Genomic DNA, 15,509 nt, shown 5'->3' on the forward strand with positions numbered 1-15,509 from the left:
ACGCCAAGGAGAAGGCGCAGAAGGTGGAAAGCGGCGCGCAAAGTTTTAGCTACAGATATTGGTTAGCGCCTGTCCCCGGATAGCGGCGCAAGCGCCTTATCCGGGCTACGGTGTGGTGGTCGCGATAAATACAGCGCACCGGGGATGAGGTTTGGTAGCCCCGGTAAGCGAAGCGCCACCGGGGAGGGACGGGTTTAACGGAGGATTTTTTTCTCGGCCAGATCGAGGGCGAAATAGCTGAAGATCAGGTCGGCGCCTGCGCGTTTGATAGCGCCGAGGCTTTCCAGAACCACTTTCTCTTCATCGATAGCGCCCGCCTGGGCAGCGAATTTGATCATCGCGTACTCCCCGCTGACCTGATAGGCGCCGAGCGGCAGATCGCTGCGTTCGCGGATATCGCGCAGAATATCCAGGTAGGCGCCAGCCGGTTTCACCATCAGGCAGTCGGCGCCCTGGGCTTCATCGAGCAGCGACTCGCGAATGGCCTCCCGGCGGTTCATCGGGCTCATCTGATAGGTTTTCCGATCGCCCTTCAGCGCGGTACCGGCCGCTTCGCGGAACGGGCCGTAGAAGGAGGAAGCGAACTTGGTGGAGTAGGACATAATCGCCGTATTAGTGAAACCGGCGGCATCCAGCGAGCGGCGAATCGCCTGTACCTGTCCGTCCATCGCGGCGGAAGGAGCGATGAAATCCGCCCCGGCGGCGGCGGCGACAACGGCCTGCTTGCCGAGGTTTTCCAGGGTCGCGTCGTTATCCACCCCGTGGTCGCACAGCACGCCACAGTGACCGTGGGAAGTGTATTCGCAGAAGCAGGTATCGGACATGACGATCATCTCCGGCACCGTGGACTTGCAGATCCGCGACATACGCGCCACCAGGCCATTTTCATTCCAGGTATCGCTGCCGGTGGCATCGGTGTGATGAGAAATGCCAAAGGTCATCACCGAGCGAATACCGGCGTTGGCGATGCGTTCGATTTCACGTGCCAGATATTTTTCCGGAATGCGCATCACGCCGGGCATGGCCTCGATCGCTTTGTAATCATCAATTTCTTCTTCAACAAAGATCGGCAACACCAGGTCGTTCAAACTCAGTGTTGTCTCTTCAAACAGGGCGCGCAGCGCAGCGGATTGACGCAGGCGGCGGGGGCGAGTGATTAAATCTGTCATGGTTTGCCTGATTTTGTGAAATGAAAGACGTTAGTGTAACTGAAATGGCATGGGGATGTTTCGCCAAAACGATCGTTATGTCGTGTCGGCGAAACCCCCGCGAGCTTACTGGCTGGCCGTCTGCATGTTGGGCTGCGCGCCGCTCAGCTCGCTGACCAGGTCGTTGATGCCATCGCTCATATTGTTGAAGCGGGTTAACGGCGAGCGGGTTACCACCACAAAAGCGCCGACGTTAGCCTGCGGATTCATCGCCATATAGGTGATAAACCCGCCGCCACCGCCGGTTTTCTGAATAATCCCCGGATGGCCATTCTTCGGCTTCATATACACCCAGCCAAGTCCCAGCGCGTCGGCGCGGCCCGGCACGTCCATACCAATCACCCGGGTCAGTTGGTTACGCTGATAAATCAGCGTCTGCATCCGATCGGCCTGCTGGCTGCGGGTATAGAAATCGGATGACAGGAACTGCTGCATCCAGCGCATCATATCCCCCGGCGTCGAGTAGACTCCGCCGCTGCCGATCGCCGCCAGGGTGTTGTTGCATGGGCTGGCGCCTTTTTCCGGGATCATCAGCCGCTGGCACTGATCCGGTGACGGGGTAAAGGTGGTGTCCTTCATCCCCAGCGGCCGGGTGATCTGTTCTTCAAACAGCTGCGGATAAGGTTTGCCGGCAGCGGTGGAGAGCGCGTCCGCCAGTAAATCAAAGGCCAGGTTGGAGTAGGCCGCCTGTGAGCCCGGCGCGGTCTTCAGGGTCGCGGTAGAGAGCCAGTTCCAGCGCTGCTGGCGGGTCGGCCAGACAAACACCGGACGATGAGCGGCGCCGCCAGGCTGCTCGCGCGGCAGGGCGCTGGTATGGGTTGCGAGGTTAACCAGGGTGATTGGTTTTCCCTGCCAGTCAGGCACCCGGGTACCCGGCGGGGCGTATTTGCTCAGCGGATCGTTGAGTTTCACCACTCCCTGGTCGAGCAGCTTCACCAGCATCTCGCTGGTCATCAGTTTGCTGAGGGAGGCGATACGGATCACCGAGTCGAGCTGCGGGTGCTGATTATTCCCCGGGCGGGTTTCGCCAAAGCTGCGAAAAACACGCTGATTGCCATCGATAACCACCAGCGCCATGCCGGTGGCGCCGCTGCCGTAGTAGATATGATTGGCGTAACGATCGACCACATCCGAGGCGAAAACCGGGTCAACGGTAGGCTGTGCGGCCTGCACCGAGGTCCACGACGCCGCGCACAGCGCAGCAAAAATGAGCAAACTACGTTTCAACGGAGATCATCCATTAAATAAATAAAAAAGAAGAGGGTATTTATACTACGAAGTGGCGCAGAACAAAGTGGGATTCACGACATTCCTGCAGGAAAAAGGTAACGGTGCGTAAAAAAGACTTTTTTACGCTTTCAGATATCGGCTTTTTCCGCTGCCGCGTATGATGACCGTTTGGCTGAAAGTTCGTGGGAGAGAACAATGACGGCTCAACGGGTAGTGATGGTCGTGGATATGCAAAACGGCGTGTTCGCCACGCCGCGTCTGGCGCGCGAGCGCTGCGTCGCGCAAATTAATCGTCTGGTGCGCGCGGCGGACAAGGTTATTTTCATTCAGCATGATGAGGCCGGCGGCCTCGAAGCCGGCAGCGAAGGCTTCGCCCTGCTTCCCGAGCTGGAACAGCCAGCTGGCGCGCTGTATGTCACCAAAACCGCCTGCGACGCCTTCTACCACACCTCGCTGGCGCAGGTGCTGGACGAACACGACATTCAGCAGTTCGTTATCTGCGGCTGCGCCACCGACTACTGCCTCGACACCACCATTAAAAACGGCGCCAGCCGCGGGTACGGTATTGTGATCGCGGAAGATGCCCATACCACCGCCGACCGCCCCGCCGCGCAGGCCGCGACGCTTATCGCCCACTACAATGAGGTGTGGCGTACGCTGACCGTTCCTGGCAATCCTTTACAGGTGAAACCCACAGAAACAATTCTGCACGCCTGGCAGCAGAACTAAGCTGTTGATATCCGGTCTTATCATTCGTCTGCCCCGCGAGAGCGCATCCACGCGGCGGCCGACGTATGCGTCGTACACAGCAATAGCAGAACGATAAGAAGTTAGCAGGAGACAATGATGTTTAAATCTTTTTTCCCCAAACCGGGGCCGTTTTTTATTTCTGCCTTTATCTGGTCGCTGCTGGCCGTGATCTTTTGGCAGGCGGGCGGCGGCGACTGGCTGCTGCGGGTCACCGGAGCATCGCAAAATGTGGCGATCAGCGCGGCGCGCTTCTGGTCGCTCAACTATCTGGTGTTCTACGCTTACTATCTGTTTTGCGTCGGCGTGTTTGCACTCTTCTGGTTTGTCTACTGCCCGCATCGCTGGCAGTACTGGTCGATTCTCGGCACGTCGCTCATCATCTTCGTCACCTGGTTTCTGGTGGAAGTCGGGGTGGCGATCAACGCCTGGTATGCGCCGTTCTACGACCTGATCCAGAGCGCGCTGGCCACCCCGCATAAGGTCAGCATCAACCAGTTTTATCATGAGATCGGCATCTTTCTCGGCATCGCGCTCATCGCGGTGATCATTGGCGTGATGAACAACTTCTTCGTCAGCCACTACGTCTTCCGCTGGCGCACGGCGATGAACGAACACTATATGGCCCACTGGCAGCATCTGCGCCATATCGAAGGCGCCGCGCAGCGTGTGCAGGAAGATACCATGCGCTTTGCCTCCACCCTGGAAGATATGGGGGTAAGCTTTATCAACGCGGTGATGACCTTGATCGCCTTCCTGCCGGTGCTGGTGACGCTCTCCGAACACGTTCCCGACCTGCCTATCGTCGGCCATTTGCCGTATGGTCTGGTGATTGCCGCTATCGTCTGGTCGCTGATGGGGACCGGCCTGCTGGCGGTGGTGGGGATTAAGCTGCCGGGCCTGGAGTTTAAAAACCAGCGCGTGGAAGCCGCCTATCGTAAAGAGCTGGTCTACGGTGAGGACGATGAAACCCGCGCCACGCCGCCGACGGTGCGCGAGCTGTTCAGCGCGGTGCGTCGCAACTATTTCCGTCTCTATTTCCACTATATGTATTTCAATATCGCCCGCATTCTCTACCTGCAGGTGGATAACGTTTTCGGCCTTTTCCTGCTGTTTCCGTCGATCGTTGCCGGTACGATTACCCTCGGGCTGATGACGCAAATTACCAACGTCTTCGGCCAGGTGCGCGGCTCGTTCCAGTACCTGATTAGCTCGTGGACGACGCTGGTGGAACTGATGTCCATCTACAAACGTCTGCGCAGTTTTGAACGCGAGCTGGACGGCAAGCCGCTGCAGGAAGCGATCCCGACATTACGTTAATTAAGACAAGGAAGCATGATGGCCGCACGTTTATCGCGCATTATTCCCGGTTCATTGACGCTGTTGGCGGCCATGGTGCTGAGCGCCTGTACCAGCCAGCAGGCCCCGACGCTGAAAAAGGGCGAGAAGCCCGTTGACGTGGCGTCGGTGGTGCGGCAGAAAATGCCGGCCAGCGTCAAGGATCGGGAGGCCTGGGCGCAAGCCATCGCCACCGCGTTTGACAGCCAGAAGCTGGCGCCGACGGAAGAGAATGTCTGCTCGGTGCTGGCGGTCGCGCAGCAGGAGTCTAACTATCAGTCCGATCCGGTGGTGCCGGGGTTGAATAAAATCGCCTGGCAGGAAATTGACCGCCGGGCGGAAAAAATGCACATTCCGCCGTTTCTGGTCCATACCGCGCTGAAGATCACCTCGCCAAACGGTAAAAGCTATAGCGACCGTCTGGACAATGTGAAGACGGAAAAGCAGCTGAGCGCCATTTTTGATGACTTTATCGGGATGGTGCCTATGGGGCAGAAGCTGTTCGGTTCACTTAACCCGGTGCACACCGGGGGGCCGATGCAGGTCAGCATTGCCTTTGCCGAGCAGCACACCTCCGGCTACCCGTGGAAAATGAACGGGACGGTGCGCCAGGAGGTCTTCAGCCTGCGCGGTGGCCTGTGGTTTGGCACCTATCATCTGTTGAATTACCCGGCCAGCTACAGCGTGCCGCTGTACCGCTTTGCCGACTTCAACGCCGGCTGGTATGCCAGCCGTAACGCCGCCTTCCAGAACGCGGTGGTGAAAGCCAGCGGGGTGAAACTGGCGCTCGACGGCGACCTTATCCGCTACGACAGCGAGGAACCGGGCAGCACCGAGCTGGCGGTGCGTCGTCTGGCGGGCCAGTTGGGAATGAGCGACAGCGAGATCCACCGCCAGTTGAAAAAGGGCGACAGCCTGGCGTTTGAGAAGACCGACCTTTATCAGCAGGTTTTCCGCCTCGCCGAGAAAAGGGCGGGCAAGACTCTGCCGCGGGAGATGTTGCCAGGGATCCAGCTTGAGAGTCCGAAAATTACCCGTAATCTGACGACGGCGTGGTTTGCAAAACGGGTTGATGAGCGGCGGGCAAATTGTATGGCGCGGCGTTAACGGCGCTGACGCCAGCGCACAATGAGCGCCAGCAGCCCGATGAACGAGCAGCCGATCAGGAAAGGGATCAGGCCAAAGAGGGTGCCAACGGCGAGACTGATGTCGACTTGCGGACGGCTGGCGTCCTGCGTTTGCATCAAGCGTTCAAATACCCCCGGAGCGTGGATCAGCATGCTGAGCATCTGCGCGCCGGCCCAGCAGCAGACTAGCACGAACAGGCCGTAGGCGACATGGCTGCCGGTCAACGCCCCTCTTTTTTTATTTCCCAAAAGCGATTTTGAAAAACTGAATTCAGCCATAGGCCCTCCCACCTCTGTACTGCTGGTTTTTTCTCCAGCTCTATGGCAGGTATTCTGGCAGTGAGGGGCCATTGTCAGTATCAGATTGCTGGTAATTGCCGTCCAGGAATAATCCTGTTTTCGCTGGTGTGTTAACCGCGCCACAGGAATGGAAAAGGGAGAGCGGCGTCGCAATCCAGCAACATTCTCTCCCGCGCTACAGACCGCCGCGGGCGGCTATGCGAAGATGCGTTTTTTTGCTGTTGGAGGTCGCATGAAGCTCACAGATAAAATTCGCCGCGACTGGCACTACTACGCGGTGGCGCTGGGGCTAATTTTTATTCTCAATGGGGTGGTGGGGCTGCTGGGGTTTGAAACACAGGGCTGGCAATCCTACGCCGTCGGTCTGGTCACCTGGGTCATTAGCTTCTGGGCCGCGGGCCTGGTGATCCGCCGCCGCCCGGCAGAAGAGGCCTGAGACCCCTGCTGCCAGGCGCGATAAACGCGTTTTAGTTCATGGAGGTTTTCAGCGCCCGGTCCGCGGCATGGCGCTCCAGCGCCAGCTCAATCAGCCGGGTGATCAGACTGGTGTAGTCGAGGCCGCTGGCCTGCCACAGCTTCGGATACATGCTGATGTTGGTAAAGCCCGGCAGGGTGTTGATCTCGTTGATCACCACCTCGTTGTCGGCGGTGAGGAACACGTCGACGCGGGCCATGCCGCTGCAGCCCAGGGTCTGGTAGGCCTGCACTGCAATCGCGCGGATCTTGTCGTTGATCTCAGGGGCGATGGCGGCCGGGACCACCACCTGCGCGCCCTGGTCATCGATATATTTGGTGTCGTAGGCGTAAAACTCGCTGTTGAGGACAATTTCACCGCAGGTGCTGGCCTGCGGGTGGTCGTTACCCAGCACCGCACACTCAATTTCCCGCCCTTTAATGCCTTGTTCCACCACGACTTTATGATCAAATTCAAAGGCCAGGGCCACCGCCTGATGGTACTGCTCTTCGTTTTTAACTTTGCTGACGCCAACCGATGATCCCTGGTTGGCCGGCTTCACGAACAGCGGCAGCCCCAGCTTCGCTTCAACATCGGCAAAGCTGAACTGCGCGCGGTTGGCGCGGGTCAGGGTGATAAACGGGGCGACGGCGAGCCCGGCATCGCGCAGCAGACGTTTGGTCACGTCTTTGTCCATACAGGCCGCGGAACCCAGCACATCGGAACCCACGAAAGGCAGATTCGCCATGCGCAGCATCCCCTGCAGGGAGCCATCCTCGCCCAGCGTGCCGTGGACGATGGGGAAAATCACATCGATAGCCGCCAGCGGCTGGCCGCTGTCGGCGTTAATCAGCTGCTGTGCTTCGCGGCCCGGGATCTGCGCCAGGGTCACCGTGGAAGGACGCAGGGCAATGCGGGCAGGATCCTGAGCATTGAGCAGGTAGTTGCCGGCGTCGTTGATGTGCCATAGCCCCTGTTTATCAATACCCAACAGAACCACATCGAAGCGCGATTTATCAATCGCTTCCACGATATTCTTCGCTGACTGCAGCGACACTTCATGCTCCGCCGACTTGCCGCCAAAAACGATCCCAACCCTCATCTTTGCCATTTCAACTTCCATCCAGATAACATCAAAGGGCATAACATACCATGTGAAACCGCTGCCTGCCTGCCATAATATTTACCTGATCAATTGACGGGAGTGGGCGTGAGAGGAAAGACGCTGCTGGTGCTGGCCGGGCTGCTCGGCGCGGGCCTGTTAGGATACCGCTATCTGCCGCCGCACCTGAATCCGCTGGCGCCGCTGGCGCTTGACGATCCCCCGGGCTGGTTGACGTCATTCAAGCTGCGCAGGCTGACGGCAGACCAGTGCGCCTCCCTGCTGGCGGAAGCCAATCGCCGCCGGCTTATCGCCAGCCAGCCGGTGGCGGACAGCGAGGGAAGCTGCCCGCTGCATAACGTGGTGCGGGTAGCGAATTTTGGCAGCGTGACGCTGAGCAGCAGTTTCCTCGCCAGCTGCCCGCTGGCGCTGAGCAGTGCGCTGTATGTCGAGCAGCAGGCGAAACCGCTGACCCGTCAACTGATGGCGAGCGATCTGCGCCAGATCGATCATCTCGGCAGCTTCGCCTGCCGCAATATCTACCATCGGCAACAGGCGCGGCGCAGTGAACACGCCACGGCGGACGCGCTGGACGTCAGCGGTTTCCGCCTGGCGGACGGCCGACGCGTCAGCGTCCTGCAGGGCTGGCGGAGCGAGACCTCGCATCCCTGGCTGGCGGCGCTGTTGAACAACAGCTGCCACTACTTCGGCAACGCGCTGGGGCCAGAGTACAATGCGGCTCACGCCAATCATTTTCATCTGGGGATGCGCGGACAGGGCTTCTGCTTTTGAGCATAAAGCGCTGTGAGTAGCCTAAATGACCAGAAAATGCTTCGTCAGGTTCTCATCCACACTCATAAAACACCAAACTCACCGCCAGCGCATCTATGGTAGTACACCAGTGGAATGAAATTGCTAAGCTAGGTAATAATTGGCAAATCATTAATGAATACGCGTAGTTATGGAATCCTGGAAGGTTAATCTCATCTCCGTCTGGTTTGGTTGCTTTTTTACCGGCCTGGCGATCAGTCAAATTCTCCCTTTTTTGCCCCTCTACGTCTCCCAGCTGGGCGTTACCTCGCATGAAGCGCTGTCGATGTGGTCGGGGCTGACCTTCAGCGTGACTTTTCTTGTCTCGGCGATCGTCTCGCCGATGTGGGGGAGCCTGGCAGACCGCAAAGGCCGCAAGCTGATGCTGCTGCGTGCCTCGCTGGGGATGGCGATTGCTATTTTACTGCAGGCCTTCGCCACTAACGTCTGGCAGCTGTTTATCCTGCGGGCGATCATGGGCTTAACCTCCGGTTATATCCCCAACGCCATGGCGCTGGTGGCCTCCCAGGTGCCGCGCGAGCGCAGCGGCTGGGCGCTGAGCACGCTATCAACCGCGCAAATCAGCGGCGTGATCGGCGGCCCGCTGCTGGGCGGCTTCCTGGCGGACCACGTCGGGCTGCGGATGGTCTTTTTTATTACGGCGATCCTGCTGACCATCAGTTTTCTGGTGACCCTGTTTCTGATCAAAGAGGGAGGGCGCCCTCAGGTCAGTAAAAGCGAGCGCCTCACCGGAAAACAAGTCCTTGCCTCTTTACCCTATCCGGGGCTGGTGATCAGCCTGTTCTTCACCACCCTGGTGATCCAGTTGTGCAACGGCTCAATTGGCCCGATCCTGGCGCTGTTTATCAAGTCGATGGCGCCGGACAGCAACAATATCGCCTTTCTGGCCGGGATGATCGCCGCGGTGCCTGGTGTGTCGGCGCTGATTTCTGCGCCACGGCTGGGTAAGTTAGGCGATCGCATCGGTACCTCGCGGATCCTGCTCGCGACGCTCTGCTGCGCAGTGGTGATGTTTTTCGCCATGTCTTTTGTCACCACCCCGCTGCAATTGGGTACGCTGCGTTTCCTGCTCGGCTTTGCCGATGGCGCGATGCTCCCGGCGGTGCAGACTTTATTGCTGAAATACAGCAGCGACAGCGTCACCGGACGCATCTTTGGCTATAACCAGTCGTTTATGTATCTGGGCAACGTCGCCGGGCCGCTGATTGGCGCCTCTGTATCGGCGATGGCCGGCTTCCGCTGGGTGTTTATTGCTACCGCCATTATCGTTTTCATTAACCTCTGGCAGCTGGCATGGATGCTGCGCCGCACCCGCCGGGCTAACGCCTGAACCTCTGCTGACGGTATTTATCGCGATACCGTCAGCGTTATTCACCGTCGGTACATTTACCATTACTTTTTGTTATCGCCATGCCGTGAGCGCTATTCCATTTTATTATTTCCTGCGCCATCTGGTTATAACCATCCCCGGCCATGATTAAACAATACTATTTATAGTGGTATTTTGTTGTGGTAAAACGTTTCGCTGTATATTGGGTGTTGCGATGATTCTTATTTTAAGTAATTCTGAGGTCCGTCATCGGGTATGACATCCCAATCAAAAACAGGCCTCGCATAAGGAACTGGTGCTATGAAGAATCTCATTGCTGAGTTACTGGTTAAACTGGCGCAAAAGGAAGAAGAAGCAAAGGAACTGACGGTGCAGGTTGAAGCGCTGGAGATCGTGGTCACCGCATTATTGCGCCATATGGAGCATGATGCCCAGCAGGCATTGATTCAGGATATAGAACAGGCGATTGACCAGGTGACGCCCTGTCCGCCGGTCAACGACCAGGATGCGATGCTGCTGCAGCAATATCTAAAGAAGCTGTTGCGGCATCCTCGTAGCTAGTCTTTGTGACACGACAAGGATGCCGTCATTTTTCTGTCATCTCCCTTTTATAAAGTCTCCCTCGTTTTGTTTTTTTTAAGTATTTTTTACATGGAGATGACAAAAGTGAAATTAAGCGCCCTGTTTATTGCCCTGGTTCCTCTGCTGGGCTCGCCGGTTATTCATGCAGAAACGACTGCTGCGCCGGTTCTGGAAAATCGCGCTGCGCAGGGAGATATCACCACTCCCGGCGGCGCGCGTCGTTTAACCGGCGATCAAACCGAAGCGCTGCGCGCCTCGTTAATCAATAAGCCGGCTAAAAACGTTATTTTGCTGATTGGCGATGGCATGGGTGATTCGGAAATTACCGCTGCGCGAAATTATGCGCAAGGGGCGGGCGGTTTCTTTAAAGGGATTGACGCCTTGCCGTTAACCGGGCAGTACACGCACTATTCGCTGGATAAAAAAACCGGGAAACCGGACTACGTGACCGACTCGGCGGCGTCCGCCACTGCCTGGACCACCGGCGTCAAGACCTATAACGGCGCGCTGGGCGTCGATATTCATGAGAACGCGCATCAGACCCTCCTCGAGCTGGCGAAAGCGGCGGGGCTGGCCACCGGCAACGTTTCCACCGCCGAGCTGCAGGACGCCACCCCCGCAGCGCTGGTGGCGCATGTGACATCGCGTAAATGTTACGGCCCCACGGTCACCAGTGAAAAATGCCCCAGCAATGCGCTGGAGAAAGGGGGCAAAGGCTCCATTACCGAACAGCTGCTGAACGCCCGGCCGGATGTCACCTTAGGCGGCGGGGCGAAGACCTTTGCCGAAACGGCGACGGCGGGCGAGTGGCAGGGCAAAACCCTGCGCGAGCAGGCGGAAGCGCGCGGCTACCAGATTGTGACCGACGCGGCTTCCCTTGCCGCCGCGACTGACGCCAGTCAGGCTAAGCCGCTGCTGGGTCTCTTCGCCGATGGCAATATGCCGGTTCGCTGGGAAGGGCCGAAGGCGTCTTATCACGGCAATATCGATAAGGCGCCGGTGACCTGTACGCCAAACCCGAAACGCGACGCCTCGGTGCCGACGCTGGCGCAGATGACGGAGAAAGCGATTGACCTGCTGAGCCGCAACGAGAAAGGTTTCTTCCTGCAGGTGGAAGGCGCTTCCATCGATAAACAGGATCATGCGGCGAATCCGTGTGGCCAGATCGGCGAAACCGTAGACCTCGACGAAGCGGTGCAGAAGGCGCTGGAGTTTGCGCGAAAAGACGGCAATACCCTGGTGATCGTCACCGCCGACCATGCGCACGCCAGCCAGATCATTCCGGCGGACAGCAAAGCCCCGGGACTGACCCAGGCTCTGAATACCCACGATGGCGCAGTGATGGTCATGAGCTACGGCAACTCTGAGGAAGAGTCGATGGAGCATACCGGCACCCAGCTGCGCATTGCGGCCTACGGTCCACACGCGGCTAACGTCGTCGGCCTGACCGACCAGACCGACCTGTTCTCGACCATGAAAGCCGCCCTGAGTCTGAAATAAGTCGCTGCCGGTGGCGAAATTGCGTCACCGGCTGGTTTTTTTTCTATCTGCGTCCAGACTTACAACGATCCACTCACAGAAGGATGGTGCGATGAAAATAACCTTACTAATGACTCTACTGTTTGGCTTGATCTTTATCAGCGCGGTTGGCGCGGCAGAAAAAACGCCCACTCCACAGCAGCAAAAGATGACGGACTGCAATCAGCAAGCGTCAGCCAAAGCGCTGAAAGGAGATGAGCGCAAAACGTTTATGAGCCAGTGCCTGAAAAAAGAGACCACTACGTCGCAAGGAAAAGCGCTCACCCCTCAGCAGCAGAAGATGAGCGACTGCAACAAAGCGGCCTCGGCAAAATCGTTGAAGGGTGATGAACGCAGTACCTTCATGAGTACCTGCCTGAAGAAAGCCTGAAAAAAAGGGAGCGCTTATCCGCTCCCTTCTTCTTTGAACACTCAGGGCATTGCTGCCTACCCTCTCAGGCTCAGGAGCGGCTCAGTTTCTCTGATTTCTCCATACATTGGGTGATGGCTTCGATCACCGCGGAGCGGAACCCTTTCTCTTCCAGTACGCGGACGGCTTCGATGGTGGTCCCGCCAGGCGAGCAGACCATATCTTTCAGCGCCCCCGGATGCTCGCCGCTCTCCAGCACCATTTTGGCGGAGCCCATTACCGCCTGGGCGGCGAATTTATAGGCCTGGGCGCGCGGCATGCCGCCGAGGACGGCGGCATCGGCCATCGCTTCGATAAACATAAAGACATAGGCCGGCGCGGAGCCGCTCACGCCCACCACCGGATGGATCATCGGCTCGGCAATTTGTTCCGCCTGGCCAAAGCAGCGGAACATGGTCAGCACTTCGGCCACGTCTTCGCTGCTTACCAGCGCGTTAGGCGTGACGGAGGTCATACCGGCGTTGACCAGTGACGGCGTATTGGGCATCGCGCGAATAATTTTGCGATCGTGACCGAGGGCGCGCGCCAGTTGCTCAAGCGTGACCCCGGCGGCGATGGAGACCACCAGCGACTCTTTATTCAGGCTTGAGGCGACGTCGCCCAGCACTTTGGTCATGATCCCCGGCTTAACCGCGCCGAAGACGATATCGGCAATCTGCGCCACTTCCTGAGCGCTCCCGGCGGCGTTGATGCCATACTGGTCGCGCAGAGCCGCAACCTTATCCGGCGACGGGGTATAGACCCAGATTTGTCCCGGCTGTACCTGGCCGCTGGCGATCAGTCCACCCAGAATGGCCTTACCCATATTGCCGCAGCCGATAAAGCCAATTTTCTTATCCATCACCATTCCCCTCTGCTTTTTTCGTTACGATCTGATTAGCTTACCATCCTGGCGCTTTCATGGGGGAGAAAAGCAGGTAACATTGGCGTCACTTATTGCAGGTAACAGGAGCTGGCATGGCTATTTGGGTAGATGCGGACGCGTGTCCGAACGTGATTAAAGAGATTTTGTTCCGCGCGGCAGAGCGAACCCAGATCCCGGTGACGCTGGTGGCGAATCAGCCGCTGCGCGTACCGCCGTCGCGTTTCATCCGCACTCTGCGGGTTGAACAAGGTTTTGACGTGGCGGATAACGAAATCGTTCGCCAGTGCGCGGCGGGAGATTTAGTCATCACCGCCGACATCCCGCTGGCGGCAGAGGTGCTGGCGAAGGGCGGGGCGGCGCTGAATCCGCGCGGGGAACGTTACAGCGAGGCGACGATCCGCGAGCGCCTGACGATGCGGGATTTTATGGAGACATTACGGGCCAGCGGCGTGCAGACCGGCGGCCCGGATAGTTTATCGCAGCGCGACCGGCAACAGTTTGCCGCCGAGCTGGAGAAGTGGTTGCTGGCGGTTAAGCGTCAGCAGGGTTAAACCCAGCTATCGTCGTCGCTGCCAATATCATCGTCGCCAAAGCCGGCGTCGAAGTCGTCGTTCCAGGTGTTGTCGGCAAGGAACTGATCGTCTCCCTGGCGGAACGGATCGTCACCCGCGGTGGCGTCCTGCGCGGCGGCATCAGGCTGCGGCTGCTCTTCGATGATATTAACGATCTCCTGCGGGTGCGAGCCGCTGAACATGTTGGTCAGCATATTGCCCAGCACCACGCCGCCCGCTACGCCTGCGGCCGTTTGCAGCGCGCCCGCCATAAAGCCGCCGCCGCGTGCCGCTGCCTGCGGGGCATAGTTCGGTTGCTGTTGCGGCGAGGCATACTGCGGCTGGGCGCTGGCCTGCGGGCGACCGTATTGCTCCGCGCCCGGGATGGGGTCAGAGCCGCGTGACGAGCCGCCACCGCCAAACAGGCCGGAGAGGAATCCGCCGCTGCTGGGCTTCGCCGCCTGCAGCTGGCTGACCTGGCTCTCCAGCGCCTGGATGCGATCGTTAAGCTGTTTAATCGCGGCTTCCTGGATAAGAATGGTTTGCGCCATATAGTAGGGGGCCGCCGGCTGCGCGCTCACATGTTGGGCAATCCGCTCCTCGGCGCTGGTATCGCGCGATGCACTGTGCGCCTCAGCCTCTTTTAGCCGGGAAAACAGTCCATCAATAAGGCGTTGTTCTTCAGATTGCATGTTACATTCCTCTGTCACACTGTCGAATAGGCATCAGGGTGCGTCTGAAACACGATGTTGTAAATATGTTGCTTCGTAAAGCTATGCATAAATGTGTTACCGTTTACGCCAGCGTTGGATAAAAAATAACGCCCAGCCGAAAGTAAAGCTGGTTAAACACTTAATGCAATGATAAGTTTACATCAAGAGCCCCTTTTGTCACTGTGGTGATGGGGTGTAAAGAAGTTGTGTAACGTTTTGTTTACGACTACGTTACGGAACAAACAGCGATAATACGTTCTTTCGTTTTCATATTTTACGACAGGCGGAACCAGGGGGTCTTCGGTCATGACACAGCCAATCTTTCTCATCGGGCCACGCGGCTGCGGTAAAACCACCGTCGGTCATGCGCTGGCGCGAGCGCGGCATTTTCAGTTCTCCGATACCGATCATCGGCTGCAGGCCCATGAGCAGCGGACGGTGGCCGAGATCGTGCAGGCAGAAGGGTGGGCGCGTTTTCGCGAACTGGAGACCCTGTCGCTGAAGGCCGTGACTCTGCCGAATACGGTGATCGCCACCGGCGGCGGTATTGTGCTGGCGGAAGGTAATCGCCAGTTTATGCGGGAGAACGGCGTGGTGATCTATCTGCAGGCCTCGGTGTCGGCGCTCATTGATCGTCTGGAGGCCTACCCAAAAGCCGAACAGCGGCCGACGCTTACCGGTAAGCCGGTACGTGAGGAAGTGGGCGAGGTGTTGGCGCAGCGCGAAGCCTTATACCGTGATGCCGCCCATCATATTGTCGATGCCACGGCCTCCCCGGATCGGGTGGTGGAGCAGATTATGACCATGCTGTGCGGCGCGACGGCAACCCCGGTAAGTTAAGAATTTACTTACATTAAGGCGGCGAGGGGCGCCTATACTTGATAGTTCTGATACCAGAAGAAGGAAGAACTATGCCAAACAGGCCCCCATATCCGAGAGAAGCGCGCGTGGTTGCGGTAGAGAAAGGCCCGCAGGGTCAGACCGTCACCTGGTATCAACTCCGCGCGGATTATCCTGAACCCAATTCGCTGATCAGCGAACATCCTACCGAGCAGGAAGCCGTGGATGCCAAGCGGCGCTATGAAGATCCTGATAAGTCGTAACCCCTGAGCCCGGATTGCCGGCCATACTGGCAATATCGGGCGTATCTCACATTTTTTATTTATCAGTCGTACTAATGAAT

18 protein-coding genes are annotated in these 15,509 nt (G+C 58.0%); 12 read left to right on the top strand and 6 right to left on the bottom strand.

Translation table 11 applies throughout. The features are described from left to right. Positions 1–194: 194 nt before the first annotated feature. Both hemB and ampH read right to left on the bottom strand, forming a co-directional pair. Positions 195–1,169: a porphobilinogen synthase gene (gene hemB / locus SPE70_RS05025; RefSeq protein ID WP_002890201.1), complete on the bottom strand. Its 975-nt coding sequence runs from the start codon at positions 1,167–1,169 to the stop codon at positions 195–197. Between the two features lie 105 nt (positions 1,170–1,274). Further along, on the bottom strand, positions 1,275–2,435 hold the full coding sequence (gene ampH / locus SPE70_RS05030) for a D-alanyl-D-alanine-carboxypeptidase/endopeptidase AmpH (RefSeq protein ID WP_008805334.1): 1,161 nt from the start codon (positions 2,433–2,435) through the stop codon (positions 1,275–1,277). Between the two features lie 219 nt (positions 2,436–2,654). Here ampH and SPE70_RS05035 point away from each other — a divergent pair, with 219 nt between their 5' ends. From SPE70_RS05035 to SPE70_RS05045, 3 genes are all read left to right on the top strand, one after another. Further along, positions 2,655–3,167, top strand: coding sequence for an isochorismatase family protein (locus tag SPE70_RS05035; RefSeq protein WP_162493340.1), 513 nt, complete (start codon positions 2,655–2,657; stop codon positions 3,165–3,167). 117 nt (positions 3,168–3,284) lie between these two features. After that, the gene (gene sbmA, locus SPE70_RS05040; RefSeq protein WP_008805336.1) at positions 3,285–4,505 is read left to right on the top strand and encodes a peptide antibiotic transporter SbmA; all 1,221 of its coding nucleotides are present in this window, start codon (positions 3,285–3,287) and stop codon (positions 4,503–4,505) included. A gap of 18 nt (positions 4,506–4,523) precedes the next feature. Next, entirely contained in the window at positions 4,524–5,630 is a 1,107-nt protein-coding gene (locus SPE70_RS05045; protein ID WP_008805337.1) for a DUF1615 domain-containing protein, read from the top strand. Here the strand turns inward: SPE70_RS05045 and SPE70_RS05050 are convergent. Then, the gene (locus SPE70_RS05050) at positions 5,627–5,929 is read right to left on the bottom strand and encodes a YaiY family protein (RefSeq protein ID WP_012542723.1); all 303 of its coding nucleotides are present in this window, start codon (positions 5,927–5,929) and stop codon (positions 5,627–5,629) included. The two genes, SPE70_RS05045 and SPE70_RS05050, sit on opposite strands and share 4 nt — an antisense overlap. A gap of 253 nt (positions 5,930–6,182) precedes the next feature. On the opposite strand from SPE70_RS05050, the gene SPE70_RS05055 reads away from it, so the two are divergent. Next, on the top strand, positions 6,183–6,386 hold the full coding sequence (locus SPE70_RS05055) for a DUF2754 family protein (RefSeq protein WP_012968852.1): 204 nt from the start codon (positions 6,183–6,185) through the stop codon (positions 6,384–6,386). A gap of 31 nt (positions 6,387–6,417) precedes the next feature. Here SPE70_RS05055 and ddlA read toward each other — a convergent pair whose 3' ends face one another. Continuing rightward, the gene (ddlA, locus tag SPE70_RS05060; RefSeq protein WP_012542722.1) at positions 6,418–7,515 is read right to left on the bottom strand and encodes a D-alanine--D-alanine ligase; all 1,098 of its coding nucleotides are present in this window, start codon (positions 7,513–7,515) and stop codon (positions 6,418–6,420) included. Between the two features lie 99 nt (positions 7,516–7,614). On the opposite strand from ddlA, the gene SPE70_RS05065 reads away from it, so the two are divergent. The 5 genes from SPE70_RS05065 to SPE70_RS05085 all read left to right on the top strand — a co-directional run bounded on the left by SPE70_RS05065 (position 7,615) and on the right by SPE70_RS05085 (position 12,158). After that, the gene (locus SPE70_RS05065) at positions 7,615–8,298 is read left to right on the top strand and encodes an extensin-like domain-containing protein (protein WP_023297115.1); all 684 of its coding nucleotides are present in this window, start codon (positions 7,615–7,617) and stop codon (positions 8,296–8,298) included. A 169-nt stretch (positions 8,299–8,467) separates the two neighbouring features. Further along, the gene (locus tag SPE70_RS05070; protein ID WP_008805342.1) at positions 8,468–9,667 is read left to right on the top strand and encodes a multidrug efflux MFS transporter; all 1,200 of its coding nucleotides are present in this window, start codon (positions 8,468–8,470) and stop codon (positions 9,665–9,667) included. A 300-nt stretch (positions 9,668–9,967) separates the two neighbouring features. After that, entirely contained in the window at positions 9,968–10,228 is a 261-nt protein-coding gene (gene iraP, locus SPE70_RS05075) for an anti-adapter protein IraP (protein WP_008805343.1), read from the top strand. Between the two features lie 90 nt (positions 10,229–10,318). Next, the gene (phoA, locus tag SPE70_RS05080; protein WP_008805344.1) at positions 10,319–11,749 is read left to right on the top strand and encodes an alkaline phosphatase; all 1,431 of its coding nucleotides are present in this window, start codon (positions 10,319–10,321) and stop codon (positions 11,747–11,749) included. Positions 11,750–11,840: 91 nt separating this feature from the next. Continuing rightward, positions 11,841–12,158: a PsiF family protein gene (locus SPE70_RS05085; RefSeq protein WP_008805345.1), complete on the top strand. Its 318-nt coding sequence runs from the start codon at positions 11,841–11,843 to the stop codon at positions 12,156–12,158. 70 nt (positions 12,159–12,228) lie between these two features. Here the strand turns inward: SPE70_RS05085 and proC are convergent, their stop codons facing one another. Further along, positions 12,229–13,038 (bottom strand): pyrroline-5-carboxylate reductase, encoded by an 810-nt coding sequence (proC, locus tag SPE70_RS05090; protein WP_039104218.1) that lies wholly within the window; start codon positions 13,036–13,038, stop codon positions 12,229–12,231. 116 nt (positions 13,039–13,154) lie between these two features. Here proC and SPE70_RS05095 point away from each other — a divergent pair, with 116 nt between their 5' ends. Then, positions 13,155–13,613: a YaiI/YqxD family protein gene (locus SPE70_RS05095; RefSeq protein WP_012542717.1), complete on the top strand. Its 459-nt coding sequence runs from the start codon at positions 13,155–13,157 to the stop codon at positions 13,611–13,613. On the opposite strand, the gene SPE70_RS05100 is transcribed toward SPE70_RS05095, so the two are convergent. Next, complete coding sequence (locus SPE70_RS05100; protein WP_008805348.1) at positions 13,610–14,305, bottom strand: DUF2076 domain-containing protein; 696 nt, start codon at positions 14,303–14,305, stop codon at positions 13,610–13,612. The genes SPE70_RS05095 and SPE70_RS05100 overlap by 4 nt on opposite strands. Before the next feature lie 327 nt (positions 14,306–14,632). On the opposite strand from SPE70_RS05100, the gene aroL reads away from it, so the two are divergent. Continuing rightward, positions 14,633–15,166 (top strand): shikimate kinase AroL, encoded by a 534-nt coding sequence (gene aroL, locus SPE70_RS05105; RefSeq protein ID WP_008805349.1) that lies wholly within the window; start codon positions 14,633–14,635, stop codon positions 15,164–15,166. 71 nt (positions 15,167–15,237) lie between these two features. Then, entirely contained in the window at positions 15,238–15,429 is a 192-nt protein-coding gene (locus SPE70_RS05110) for a YaiA family protein (protein WP_008805350.1), read from the top strand. Positions 15,430–15,509: the final 80 nt, after the last annotated feature.

Source organism: Klebsiella sp. ZJOU C1 (assembly GCF_035620215.1).
GTDB lineage: Bacteria > Pseudomonadota > Gammaproteobacteria > Enterobacterales > Enterobacteriaceae > Klebsiella > Klebsiella variicola.

What these genes read in the sequence shown, in the direction of transcription:
- hemB (WP_002890201.1), bottom strand. Translation starts at nt 1,169, where the DNA reads ATGACAGATTTAATCACTCGCCCCCGCCGCCTGCGTCAATCCGCTGCG.
- SPE70_RS05035 (WP_162493340.1), top strand. Translation starts at nt 2,655, where the DNA reads ATGGTCGTGGATATGCAAAACGGCGTGTTCGCCACGCCGCGTCTGGCG.
- sbmA (WP_008805336.1), top strand. Translation starts at nt 3,285, where the DNA reads ATGTTTAAATCTTTTTTCCCCAAACCGGGGCCGTTTTTTATTTCTGCC.
- SPE70_RS05045 (WP_008805337.1), top strand. Translation starts at nt 4,524, where the DNA reads ATGGCCGCACGTTTATCGCGCATTATTCCCGGTTCATTGACGCTGTTG.
- SPE70_RS05050 (WP_012542723.1), bottom strand. Translation starts at nt 5,929, where the DNA reads ATGGCTGAATTCAGTTTTTCAAAATCGCTTTTGGGAAATAAAAAAAGA.
- SPE70_RS05055 (WP_012968852.1), top strand. Translation starts at nt 6,183, where the DNA reads ATGAAGCTCACAGATAAAATTCGCCGCGACTGGCACTACTACGCGGTG.
- ddlA (WP_012542722.1), bottom strand. Translation starts at nt 7,515, where the DNA reads ATGGCAAAGATGAGGGTTGGGATCGTTTTTGGCGGCAAGTCGGCGGAG.
- SPE70_RS05070 (WP_008805342.1), top strand. Translation starts at nt 8,468, where the DNA reads ATGGAATCCTGGAAGGTTAATCTCATCTCCGTCTGGTTTGGTTGCTTT.
- iraP (WP_008805343.1), top strand. Translation starts at nt 9,968, where the DNA reads ATGAAGAATCTCATTGCTGAGTTACTGGTTAAACTGGCGCAAAAGGAA.
- phoA (WP_008805344.1), top strand. Translation starts at nt 10,319, where the DNA reads ATGGAGATGACAAAAGTGAAATTAAGCGCCCTGTTTATTGCCCTGGTT.
- SPE70_RS05085 (WP_008805345.1), top strand. Translation starts at nt 11,841, where the DNA reads ATGAAAATAACCTTACTAATGACTCTACTGTTTGGCTTGATCTTTATC.
- proC (WP_039104218.1), bottom strand. Translation starts at nt 13,038, where the DNA reads ATGGATAAGAAAATTGGCTTTATCGGCTGCGGCAATATGGGTAAGGCC.
- SPE70_RS05095 (WP_012542717.1), top strand. Translation starts at nt 13,155, where the DNA reads ATGGCTATTTGGGTAGATGCGGACGCGTGTCCGAACGTGATTAAAGAG.
- SPE70_RS05100 (WP_008805348.1), bottom strand. Translation starts at nt 14,305, where the DNA reads ATGCAATCTGAAGAACAACGCCTTATTGATGGACTGTTTTCCCGGCTA.
- aroL (WP_008805349.1), top strand. Translation starts at nt 14,633, where the DNA reads ATGACACAGCCAATCTTTCTCATCGGGCCACGCGGCTGCGGTAAAACC.
- SPE70_RS05110 (WP_008805350.1), top strand. Translation starts at nt 15,238, where the DNA reads ATGCCAAACAGGCCCCCATATCCGAGAGAAGCGCGCGTGGTTGCGGTA.